The following is a 12,243-nucleotide window of genomic DNA, read 5'->3' as shown; positions in this document are numbered from 1 at the left end:
GTGGTCATCCAGGAGATGGATCAGGCGGTGGCCCAGTGGGGCACACCCAGGCGCACGGTCATCCTGGACCAGGAGCCATCCGGAGATCTGGCCCCTGTGCAGTCGGCAGCCAGTGATCAGCAGACCGCTCAACAGACCACCAGTAAGGCCAGTGCTGGCCGAAAGGTTGCACTGGCGGTCAACGGAGGAACCAGCCGCAGCGAAGATGGTGGCGATCTGCACATGGAGGACAAGCCCTGCACGGTCATGATGAGCGCCACCGGACTGCTGGCACGCAGCACTCCAGGCGCCCTGGTTGCATGGCGGTCCCGGCCACGCAACCAGGACCGTGGGCATGACGACCAGATCATCGCCATATTCGCCACCACCACCCTGGCCACATACGGCCTGGTCACCACGGCTGGACGGCTGATCACCGCTCCTGTGGCCGACCTACCGCTGATCCCGGCCACCGCCAACCCCAACCTGAGCGGAGGCATCGTGGCCGACGAGCTCCTGAGCGGAACGGCCAGCACCGAACCCCAGGCCGACGAGCACGCCGTCACCGTCATCAACATGACCGACTCCCGGCCTCTGGCACTGGGCACACGCCTGGGCAAGGTCAAGCGCTGGAACCGCGAGTCGCCGACCACCATGGACTCCTGGTCGGTCATCGACCTCAAGGATGACGACCAGGTGGTCTTCGCAGCCCCCTGCCAGGACGGGGACCGCATGGTCCTTATCTCCTCGGATGCCAGCCTGCTGACCTTCACCGGGGACAAAGTCCGACCCCAGGGCCGCAATGCAACAGGCATGGCGGGTATACGTCTGGCCCAGGGCTGCCAGGTCGCCACCTTCGCGGTCGTACCGGCAGGGGAGATCGGCTGGACCTACCAGGAGACCGGCGAGGATGGCATGAGCACCCAGGCCGGGGCCGTGGTCCTGACCGTGGCCGGCGACTCCGAGGCCCTGCCAGGCACCGAGAATGGATCAGCCAAGCTGACGCCGCTGGAAATGTATCCGGTCAAGGGCCGTGGCACGGGCGGCGTGCGCTCCCAGCGCTTCCTCAAAGGTCAGGACACCCTGCTGCTGGCCCGGGTAGGCTCCTGGCCCCTGCATGCCAGCACTGCTGCCGGATCGCCGGTCGAACTGCCCGACGTGGACATGCGACGGGATGCCTCCGGCCAGGAACTGGCAGCACCTATCGCCTTCGTGGCATGAGGACGCTCAGCAAAGGCTCAGTAGAGGGCCATGCCGCCCGGCCCGGCCGTGAATCCGGCAGCGGACATGGCCATGCCCAACGGTTCGCGCATAGTCAGGGGTCGGCCATTGGCATCACTGAAGAGAATGCGTCCCTGCCCACCCCGCCTCAGCCATGAGGCCAGCTGGGCGAAGGCGGCCTCCAGCAATCCACGGTCCGGCTTGCCGAAGACCAGTAGATGATGACCCTTGGGCGCCGCATAGACCAGGGCGCGGCCTCGATTCTGCACCATGAGGTTCCCCATACGCCGAATGGGCCGACCGCTGCCATCCCCTGTTGTGGTTGGCCAGGCAAGAGCCGTGCCATAGAGGTTGGCAGGATCGGTCACATCCATGACCACGGGTTCAGGTGGCCGTTGCCCGGAATCATCGTTATCGCGCTCATCCTCTTGGAAACCTCTGAGCTGGTCAATCACCTCCCGGGGGGCGAACTGGGCGCCGCCGAAACCGTCAACGATGACTCCGCGTGTCAGCTGTCCGGCCTCCTCCATGCGTCTGCAGACCTGATAGAGGGCCGAGAATCCGCCAGGGAGGGACCGCACTTCAGACAGTACCGGAGCCAGGAGCCCATAACGGTCCAGTATGGCTTGCTCCTCGTGGACCAGGCGGACGGTCCGCTGCCGGTCAGCGTACTGGCTACTACCTCTAAGCTCATCGCTTGAATCATCCTTGTGAGTCCCTGACGCACCTCCCGCTGCTCCGCGCTCATCCGCAACCAGAGTCCAGAACCCCTCCGTAGCCGCTGACAGCGCTGATGAGCCGGCTGTCCGCGTCAAGGCCGAACGACCCAAGGGCCTGCCTCGTCCACGCAATCCATGGGGCAAACGGCGGGTCCTACCTGAGGTCTGTGAGCCTGACCCTCGGACAAGGCGCCGCACTGGAGCCAAGGAGGCGTTGGTGACCATTCCACGCCTGACCAGCCACCAGAGCGACCGGGCCAGAGCCTCCTGGTCGGGGGCCTCAGAATCAGTGGAATCAATGTCACTTCTGCCCCGACCGGCGCAGGCTCGCAGAAGCCGATCGAAGCGGTAGGCTCCGCCATCAGCCAGAACACCCAGCAAGGTCTCTTCCAGATCGCCCACGTTGCTCGAGTTGCTCGACTTGTCGGCCTCATCCGTGACTGGTAAAGAACCGGCAGCTTGTGCTGGCAGCTCCTCATCTAGGTCCTCGGCCAGATAAAAGGTCATGGCGCCCAGAGGCCCCTCGCCCTGTTCGGAACCCACCCAGACCACCTGGCCCGCGGCCAGCAGATCGTCCATCAATGCGGGACCATAATCACGCACCCTGGCCGGGAAGATGGCCGATTCCCAGAGCGCAGGCGGAAGAGCCAGCCCTTCCAGTTGCCCGACTACCTCCAGCAGCCCATCAGTGCCCATCAGGGGTTCCTGACCGAGGGGGGCCAGACCCTGCCGATGAAGAAGAAAGTCGCTGTAGACATGGCCGGGAACGGGGCTGGCAGCCTTGCTGGCCTTGGCCAGGGACCTCGAGCGCAGTCGACGGAAGACCTCGGTATCCAGCCATCCTCGACGGGGTTCGCCTCCCTCCCATCCGGGCTCACCATAGGCACTCAGGTCAGGACGGGGGAAGACCCCGGTCATGAGTAGCTCGCGTGCGACCATGGAACGCAGTCTGTCCTCCAAGAGGGCACTGCCCAGGCCCAGGTGGCCAGCCAGGTCCTCGGTGGTGAACGGCCCATGGACTGCAGCGTATTGCCTGACCAGCTGGTCGAAGGCCTCGCCGTCTGATTCCTTTGTTGGCTGAGGGGATGGCTGGATGCCTGGGCCCAGGACCGCCGTAAGCCGCCCCACCTGACCAGCCCATACCCAGCAGTCGCGAGCGCCTAGCCTGATCTGTACCACCCTTTGTTGGGCCTTCAGCTCTTCCAAAATGACTAGAACCTGTGCCTCCGTCGCCGGTTCGTCCTCCTGCCCGCGCATGCGCCGACGAATCCCCGCCAAATCCATGGGGCCCAGGATACGCAGCAGGTCGGCCAGTCCTTCGACCCCCTTGGCCTGGGTCCTGGGCGAAAGCCGCTGCAAATCAGCGGTCACCTGGTCTACTGTCTCCTGGTCCAGAAGGTCGGCCATGTCCACCTGGCCGACCATCTGCTCCAGCAAGTCGGAGTCGATGGCCAGCATGGCAGCATCGCGCTCGGCCTTGGGCATGTCGTACTGGTACATGAAGGTACCCAGGTAGCCGAAGAGCAGCCCTGAGGCCATGGGCGAGGGGGTCTTGGTAGAGGCCGGGACCAGACGGACGCTCCCCTGCTCCAGGTCGGCCATCAGCTCGCGCAGGGCAGGCATGTCGTAGACGTCCTGCAGGCACTCGCGCATGGTCTCCAGAACCAGGGGGAAGTCATCCTCCTTCAGGGCTGCATCCAGCAGACGGGAGGCCCGTAGACGCTGCTGCCAGAGCGGAACCCTGCGGCCGGGCTCCATCCTGGGCATGTAGAGCGAGCGGGCTGCGCACTGGCGGAAGCGGGCTTGGAAGAGCGCAGAGCCAACCAGATGCCGTCGAACCTCGCGTTCCACCTGATCGGGGGTGTATCCGAATATTCGCTGATCTTCCAGGAAGGCATCCGTGTCTGGAATCTGCACGACAATGCCGTCCTCGCCTGCCCAGACGGATCCGTCGTAGCCGCGCTCGCGGGAAAGCCGTGCGGCGATGGCCAAAGCCCAGGGCTCGTTGACCCTGCGTCCGTATGGCGAATGGAGGACCAGCCTCAGGTCGCCCTCCTCGTTGGGGCAACGCTCGACCACCAGATGCCGGTCGTCGGGCACCTGGCCCGTAGAGGCCTGCTGCTCGGCCAGAAAGGCGGCCAAATTGTTGATAGCAGGACGGTCCAGGCCGTCCTCCAACAGACGAGAGCAGACAGCTTGAGTGAAGCCCGGCCGACCGGAGGCGGTCTGGACCGCCGGTATCAGACCCTGGGACAGTTCCCTGGCAAGCTTGCCCAGGCGACGGCCGAAGGCAGGGTCACGTCCAGTGCCTTCACCATGCCAGAAGGGCAGTCTGGCGGAGCGTCCCGGAGCGGGCACCACCACCACACGATCGCGGGTGATCTGCTGGATCCTCCAAGAGGTGGTACCCAGGGTGATCACGTCTCCCTTTCGGGACTCATAGACCATCTCCTCGTCCAGCTCTCCTACTCGACGGGGTTTGCCGCCGGCGGCCTCTGAAGGCATGACCACACTGTAGGAACCACGGTCGGGAATGGTGCCTCCGGAGGTAACCGCCAGGCGTTGCGCGCCGGGGCGGGCTGTCAATGTGCCGGCCTGGTGATCCCAGACCAGGATGGGGCGGAAGGCGGTGAAGTCCTGTGAGGTGTAGGCGCCGCTGAGCATGCCCAGCACCGCCCGATAGACTTGCTGGTCCAAGTGGGCGAAGGGTGCAGCCCGTCTGACTGTGGCAAGCCAGTCCTGCTCCTTGAGTGGCCCCATGGCAGCTGCGGCCACCGTCTGCTGAGCCAGAACATCCAAAGGACTGCTGGGCATGATGGTGGGTTCGATATCGGCTTGGACCATGCTTTCCATGCTGGCCGTGCACTCCAGGATCTGCTCACGAGTCAGGGGGAAAAGCCTGGCTTGCGACACCCGTCCCACCTGATGGTCGGCCCGGCCCACCCTCTGCAGCCCCGAGGCGGTCGACAGCGGGGCATTGACCTGGATGACCAGATCGACCGAGCCCATATCGATGCCCAGCTCCAGGCTGGAGGTGGCTACCACGCACCGCAGCCTGCCGGCCTTGAGGTCGTCCTCAACCTGGCGGCGGCGCTCCTTGGACACCGAACCATGGTGGGCCATGGCAATGGGTTGGTCGACACTCAGGCCGGAAGTCCTATCGGAAGTGGACCCGGTGGCCGAATCGTAGTGGGCGGGCTCCCTGTCCTGCCCAGCCCTGCCGGTGGACTCAACTGTTTCATGGGATAAACCTGGCTGGTCGTGATTCAAGGCCTGCAGATCTGACTGGTGCAGGTCGTTCAACCGGGCGGTCAGGCGCTCGGCGAGGCCCCGTGAGTTGACGAAGACCAGGGTGGTGTGGTGGGACAGGACCTGGTCCAGAATGGCCCGTTCGACGGCAGGCCAGATGGATCCGCTTCTTTGGTCGCCATCCTGCCCATCCTGGCCCAATTGGCCGGGCGGCGCAGCCAGATCGCCCATGTCCTCCAGGGGTTCGATAAGCCGTAGGTCCATGGCTGTGGACGACTTGGGCTGAATCAGGCTGACGGGACGGCTGCCTCCCAGAAAACGGGCCACTTGCTCGGGCGGCCGGACCGTAGCCGACAGACCTATCCGCTGCACTGGCCGTCCGACCAGGTCGTCCAGCCGCTCCAGGCTCAGCGCCAGATGAGCCCCGCGCTTGTTGCCCGCCAAAACGTGGATTTCGTCCACAATAACGGTCTGGACGTTCTTCAGTGTGCTGGCCGTCTTTGAGGTCAGCATCAGATAGAGCGATTCGGGGGTGGTGACAAGAATATCCGGAGGATGAGCAGCCAGAGCCCTACGGCCGCGGGCATCGGTGTCCCCAGTGCGGATGCCCGTCCGGACCTTGGGCACTTTTCGTCCCTGTCTGGCGAAGCGCTCGGCAATGCCGTCCAGCGGATTCTGCAGGTTGCGGGCCACGTCCGTCCCCAGGGCCTTCATGGGCGAGACGTAGAGCACAGCGACACCTGGTTCCCGAGAGCGCCGAGGCCTGGTCACGAGCTCGTCAATTGCCCAAAGAAAGGCAGCCAGAGTTTTGCCTGAACCGGTGGGCGAGATGATCAGCGCATTGCCGCCCGAGCGGATGGCCGGCCAGGCTTGTACCTGGGTCGGCGTGGGACCTTCGGGAAAGGCCTGACGGAACCAGTCCGCCGTCTGCGGGGAGAAATTACCCAAGGGATCGTCCATATGCGTCACGCTCCTCTCCCCGTCCTTTTGGACATTCCTGAAGGTCAATCAGGTATCGATCTTGCTCCGGTCGAAGTCGTCGGCATTGTCCACGATGAACTGCTTGCGGGGCGGTACGTCGTCGCCCATGAGCAGGGGAAAGATGCCGGCCGCCTGAGCGGCATCCTCCATGCGGATACGGCGCAGCATGCGGGTCCTGGGGTCCATGGTGGTGTCAGCCAGCTGGTCGGCATCCATCTCACCCAGACCCTTGTAGCGCTGCACATCGGGATTGTAGTCGATGTGCTTGGCCTGTAGGTCGGCCAGCTTGCCTTCCAGCTCATCGTCCGAATAGGTGTAGATGAACTTCCCCTTGTTCTTGCCTGCAAGAGCGATTCGATGCAGGGGCGGCACGGCTGCGTAGACCCGCCCGTTCTCGATCAGGGGCCGCATGTAACGGTAGAAGAGGGTCAGCAACAGGATGCGGATGTGCGCGCCGTCAACATCGGCGTCGGTCATCATGATGACCTTGTTGTAGCGGGCCTGGTCGATGTCGAAGCTGGCTCCCGAGCCAGCACCGACCACCTGGATAATGGAGGCACACTCCTTGTTGGTCAGCATCTGGGACAGGGAGGCCTTCTGCACGTTGAGGATTTTGCCGCGAATGGGCAGCAGGGCCTGGAACATGGAGTTTCGGGCAGCCTTGGCCGTACCCAGTGCGGAGTCGCCCTCGACGATGAACAACTCAGCGATGTCGTCGTTGCCAGGCATGGAATCCGAGAGCTTGGAGGGCATGGAAGCTGACTCCAGGGCGTTCTTGCGCCTGGTGACCTCCTTGGTCTTGCGTGCCTGGACGCGGGCGTGCATCTCGCCGACGATCTTCTCCAGTACTTGGCCGGACTGCTCCTTGAAGCCGCGCTTGGAGCCACTGATCATTTGGCCGAACTGATCGTCGGTCATTCGGGTGACGATGGGTTTGACCTGGGCTGTACCCAACACATCCTTGGTCTGGCCCTGGAACTGCGGCTCGGCGATGCGTACAGTGACCACGGCCACCAGCCCAGCCAAGACATCGTCGCGCTCCACCTTAGTGTGAGAGTCCTTGAGGTTGACCTTGAGGCGGCGGGCATTGGCCTCCACGGCCTTGCGCACCTGACGGGTCACGGCGTTCATGAACCCGTCCACGTGCATGCCTCCGCCGGGTGTCTCCACCACATTGACGAAGCTACGGACGACTGAATCGTAGTCATTGACCCAGCGCAGGGCGATATCCACCCCGCAGACACGTTCCACCTGCTCGGCATGCAGCTCGCCGTCCGAACCCACTCGCTGGGTCTCCTCCTGGTAGGTGTCCTGTCCACTGATCCGCCAGATGTCGCTGACCGGCTCACCCTTGGACAGGAAGTCAACAAAGTCCGTCACTCCACCGGTGTGAAGGAACTCCTCCACTCGCTGATGGCCGGACTCGTCCTCCGGCTGCAGCATGAGCCGGTCAGCCCGCTCAGTGGCCGAAAGATTGGCGTCATCCCTCTCATGATCCGATCCGTCGGAATCAGAGCCATCTGAATGTCCGACCGAGGTTAGTGCAGCATCTGCCTGCGTGTCCTCGGCACGTTCGTCTCCGGCACCTTTTTCAGAGATATCGCCGCTGTCAGGCGATTCACGAAGGTTCTCATGAATGTCCTGATCGTCCTGGACCGGAGCGGGGTCGCCGTCAACCTCCAGGCGCAGGTCCTGTTCGGCGCTTCCTGTAGCCGGAATGCGGTCGTCAATCACGGTGATCTTGAGGCCGGGCACCAGGAAGCTGGTCTGACGCACCCGGTCAATCAGCTGGGCGTAGCTGAACCGGGCCGTAGTGTTGAAGATTTCTGGGTCAGCCCAGTAACGCACCCTGGTGCCGGTACGGGACTTGGGCACGCTGCCCACTACCTCCAGGGGCGTAGGCCGGTTCTTCCTGGTGCGTTTAAAGGGCGAGTCAGGCGATGGATGCTCCGAATCTGGGTCCTGGTAGGTGCCAGGATGACCCTGGTGGAACCGCATCCGATGGGTCTTGCCATCCCTGTCCACCTCCACGTCCAGTCGGGAGCTCAGGGCGTTGACCACCGAAGAGCCCACTCCGTGCAGGCCGCCCACAGCCGTGTATGAAGAGTTACCGAACTTGGCGCCGGCGTGGAGCTTGGTCAGGACCACCTCCACGCCGGTCAGCCCTGTCCGAGGTTCAATATCGACAGGGATGCCTCGGCCGTTGTCGTCAACCTCGATGGAGCCATCCCGGTGCAGGATGACCTTGATGTGGTCGCACTGGCCAGCCAGGGCCTCATCCACGGCATTGTCGATGATCTCCCAAAGGCAATGCATGAGCCCCTGGCTGTCCGTGGTCCCGATGTACATGCCTGGACGCTTGCGCACTGCATCCAAGCCATCCAGGACCGTCAGACTGCCGGCACCATAGGACTTTCCCTTATCAGGCTTTTTCGCCACCATTTACCTCGCCGTTCACCTCATGGCGCCCAGGAGGATACAGCTCCTCACATGGGCCGTCGCTTACGCACCGATGACCATTTCTAGCAAGGAGGCCTCGACAGTGTCAGAGTCTCCCCACCGGGCGTAGAGGTCACTGATCCAGGAAGTCCCGCAGGGTCTGCGAGCGCGAAGGATGCCGTAGCTTGGACATGGTCTTGGACTCGATCTGGCGAATGCGCTCACGGGTGACCCCGTAAACACGGCCGATGTCGTCCAGGGTCTTGGGCTGCCCATCCTCCAGACCATAGCGCATTTTAATGACGCCGGCCTCGCGGGGGCTCAGGGTCTCAAGAACCTGCTGGAACTGTTCCTGCAGCAGAGAGAAGGCCACAGCATCCGATGGGGCGATGGCATCGGTGTCCTCGATCAGATCACCGAACTCCGAGTCGCCGTCCTCACCCAGAGGGGTGTGCAGGGAGATGGGCTCACGCCCATACTTCTGGACTTCCTGAACCTTCTCGACAGGCATGTCCAGCTCCCGCGCCAGCTCGTCGGGGGTGGGCTCGCGGCCCAGGTCCTGCAACATCTGACGCTGAACGCGGGAAAGCTTGTTGATGACTTCGACCATGTGGACGGGCACGCGGATGGTTCGGGCCTGGTCGGCCATAGCACGGGTGATGGCCTGGCGGATCCACCAGGTGGCGTATGTGGAGAACTTGTAGCCCTTGGTATAGTCGAACTTCTCCACAGCGCGGATCAGACCCAAGTTGCCTTCCTGGATCAGGTCCAGGAAGAGCATGCCCCTGCCGGTGTAACGCTTGGCCAGGGAGACCACCAGTCGCAGATTGGCCTCCAGCAGATGATCCTTGGCCTTCTTCCCGTCATTGGCAGCCCACTTGAGCTCGCGGCGGCGCTTGAAGTCCATGCCCTCGCCCTCGGTGTCCAGCAGATGCTGGGCATAGAGGCCGGCCTCGATACGCTCCGAAAGGTCCACCTCCTGCTCGGCGTTCAGCAGGCTGACTCGGCCAATCTGCTTGAGGTAGTCCTTAACAGGATCGGCGGTGGCGCCAGCGGTGACCACACGACGCTTGGGGTTGCCTGAGGGGGTGACATTCTCGTCGTCATCAGAATCGTCGACAACGAAGGCACCCTTGACCTTGGCAGCGAGGGCATGAGCGGCCTTGCGGTCCTCCTCGGCCTCATCCTCGACCTGGGAGGCCTCATCCTCCTCCTGATCGTCCTCGTCGGGCTCGTCCTCCAGCTGATCCTCGCCCTTGTCCAGCTGGTCGTCGTCCTCCTGGTCCTCTAGCAGGTCCTCGTCGGGCTCTTGCTCCTCCTGCTGCAGGACGGGCTCCTCTTCGACCTTCTTCGTGGTCTTGGAGGCCGGGCGGTGGTTCGTCTTGGTAGCCGAAGTGCCGGCAGTGGCGGTCTTGCGGGCTGTGGTCTTGCGGGACGCCTTGCTACTGGTCTTGGACCTGGTGGCGGTCTTGGTCTTGCCGGCGGTTGAACTGGTCCGGCCCTTTCCGGTATCCACTGTGGCTGTCTTGGCTGACTTGGTGTCCTTCGTGGCCAAATTCTCCTCCTGGATCATCCCACCCGCCGACACTGCTTTTAAGGCACAGCTATGGCAAGGTCAAATCGTAGACTCACTAAGTGAACCACCCCAGGGGGACGATTATTCCCGATTCAGCCCGATTGCCTCCAAGCTGGGTCGATACTACGGCCGATCAGTGCTTGAACGATGGCTGCCAGGCTGCATGAGCGGTCGTCGTCCAGTGCTCCCTCAGCAAGACCGGACGCCCGGGATCCCCCACTCCACCAGTCGACATAGGCCGCGACCGCCAGTGGTTGGGACCGGAACCCCGGCGGAACCTTATCCGCCATGGCTTCAAGCATGGCCAGTCCAGCCTGACAACGGGGTTGATCCGGCCGTGTCGCAGGATCCTTGAAGACCGAATCCAGAATGCTGCAGAGCGCCGTCACGTTGGATGGATCGTTGGGACGAACACACAGGTCCAGCAACCGATCCCTGTGCAGACCAGGCTCAGGCGCCAGGATGGACAGAATAAGCCCGTCGCGTATGGCCAGGGTCTCCTTGATGGCCACAGCCAGACGGTCAGCTGTATCGGAGTCCAAAGGCGGGTACGGCTGCTGCCCTTTCAAGCCGGCAGTCCAGTCCGTCAAGGGTTGCCGGAGCCATCGCCTGTCAGCATCTTCCACACCCCATCGTCGTCGGCCCTCTCGGTAGTTCTCAACAAGTTTTGTCATGCCGTCTTCGTGCATGTCACTCATACAGTCATCGCCTCCCATCCGCTCCCGGTCTGTGGTCCGGGGAGCCTTGGCACCATCCTGAACCAGTTGGAACCGTTGGGAAGGCCACAGCCGATCATGTGGTCAAGTGGGGTCATCCATCCACCATGTTCCTTGCAGCCATGGGCCGTGCAGCCCACCCGCTGGGCAGATATGCAGATAGGCTCTAAGGCATGAAGAGCGTGACAGCAGCACGGGTCGAACAGCGTATGGAGGAACTGCTCCATCTCCATTGCAACCACCTGACTGCTCCGAGGCCCGGACCGGACCATCCCCTAGATCAGGACCCCTCCCAGGAGGCTTTGCAGGCGGTCATTCTCCAGGCAATCGAGGCTGGCCGAGGCGGCAAGCGGCTGCGTGCCCTGCTGCTCTGCGACGTCTGGAGGGCTCTGGAATCCGAGCAGAATCCAGACCGTGAACAGGCGGTAGTGGACCTTGCCTGTGCCCTGGAGGTCTACCAGACTAGCGCCCTGGTCCACGACGACATCATTGATGGCTCCCCCCGTCGCCGTGGCCGCCCTGCCGCGCATCTGGCTCTGAGCCGGTCGATTGCCGAAAACAATCCAAACGACCGGGCCCCCGCCCGACCTGATGCTCGCGGCACTGGCTTGGGCATCCTCCTTGGCGACCTGCTGGCATCGCTGAGCACGGCCCTGGCCCTCCAGGCGGCTGCCGACCTGCCTCAGGGGCCGGCCATCGGCAGGGTCTTCCAAGCTATACAGACAGCTGTGGTCACCGGACAAGTCCTGGACATGGGGATGGAAGAGGCTTCCCTGGACGATCCGGAACGTCTGCGCAGCCAGGCCATGCACACCATGGCATGGAAGACCGCCTCCTACACCACCATGGCCCCCCTGGCTCTGGGGTTGCTAGCTGCCGGAACGGACCTGAAAGAGCATAAAGTGTCAGTGCACGCCCTAGGCCTGGATCTGGGACTGGCCTTCCAACTGTCGGACGATCTGCTGGATGTGGCAGGCGACGACCGCCACACCGGCAAACCCGTGGGAGGCGATATCCGCGAGGGCAAGCGGACCGTCCTCCTGGCCGACACTCTGGCCATGGCCAATCCTGACCAGGCCAAGGAGGTTCGCCGTCTCTACGATTCCCCCTCCCAACGCCGCAAGGATACCCAGGTGAATATGGTCCGTGACCTGATGCAGTCCTGCGGTGCTGTAGAGGCCAGTCGTCGACGCATAGCCGACCTGTCCGTCCGAGCCCAGGCCCGAGCCCAGGCCCTGGCCGACGACCTGCACCTGTCTGCCAGGGGCCGAACCATCTTCCTGAAGGCCTGCCGACGCTTCCTGCCGCTTGCCACCACCGCCGGGTATCATGAACGTGTATCTTCCATTGATGCCGAGGCCGG

At 63.4% G+C, this 12,243-nt stretch carries 6 protein-coding genes; 2 read left to right on the top strand and 4 right to left on the bottom strand.

Translation table 11 applies throughout. The features are described 5' to 3' along the window. Positions 1-1,200, top strand: a 1,200-nt coding sequence (locus tag AC0AP0_RS04680) for a DNA gyrase C-terminal beta-propeller domain-containing protein (RefSeq protein WP_490429526.1), incomplete at its 5' end; no start/stop codon positions are given. 17 nt (positions 1,201-1,217) lie between these two features. On the opposite strand, the gene AC0AP0_RS04675 is transcribed toward AC0AP0_RS04680, so the two are convergent. The 4 genes from AC0AP0_RS04675 to AC0AP0_RS04660 form a co-directional block, all read right to left on the bottom strand. Next, complete coding sequence (locus tag AC0AP0_RS04675; RefSeq protein ID WP_490429525.1) at positions 1,218-6,128, bottom strand: ATP-dependent helicase; 4,911 nt, start codon at positions 6,126-6,128, stop codon at positions 1,218-1,220. A gap of 48 nt (positions 6,129-6,176) precedes the next feature. Beyond that, complete coding sequence (locus AC0AP0_RS04670; RefSeq protein ID WP_490429524.1) at positions 6,177-8,591, bottom strand: DNA gyrase/topoisomerase IV subunit B; 2,415 nt, start codon at positions 8,589-8,591, stop codon at positions 6,177-6,179. A 130-nt stretch (positions 8,592-8,721) separates the two neighbouring features. Next, a complete protein-coding gene (locus AC0AP0_RS04665; protein WP_232350485.1) occupies positions 8,722-10,143 on the bottom strand; it encodes an RNA polymerase sigma factor in 1,422 nt (473 codons plus the stop codon). A 113-nt stretch (positions 10,144-10,256) separates the two neighbouring features. After that, complete coding sequence (locus AC0AP0_RS04660; protein ID WP_490429523.1) at positions 10,257-10,862, bottom strand: DUF4192 family protein; 606 nt, start codon at positions 10,860-10,862, stop codon at positions 10,257-10,259. Positions 10,863-11,062: 200 nt separating this feature from the next. On the opposite strand from AC0AP0_RS04660, the gene AC0AP0_RS04655 reads away from it, so the two are divergent. Beyond that, positions 11,063-12,243: polyprenyl synthetase family protein (locus AC0AP0_RS04655; RefSeq protein WP_490429522.1), on the top strand; the 1,181-nt coding region annotated here is incomplete at its 3' end.

The sequence above is a fragment of the Bifidobacterium sp. POST2/T3 (B1) genome (genome assembly GCF_058197115.1).
The sequence above is the reverse complement of the archived record's forward strand: the minus strand, read 5'-3'. Positions and strand labels throughout refer to the sequence as shown.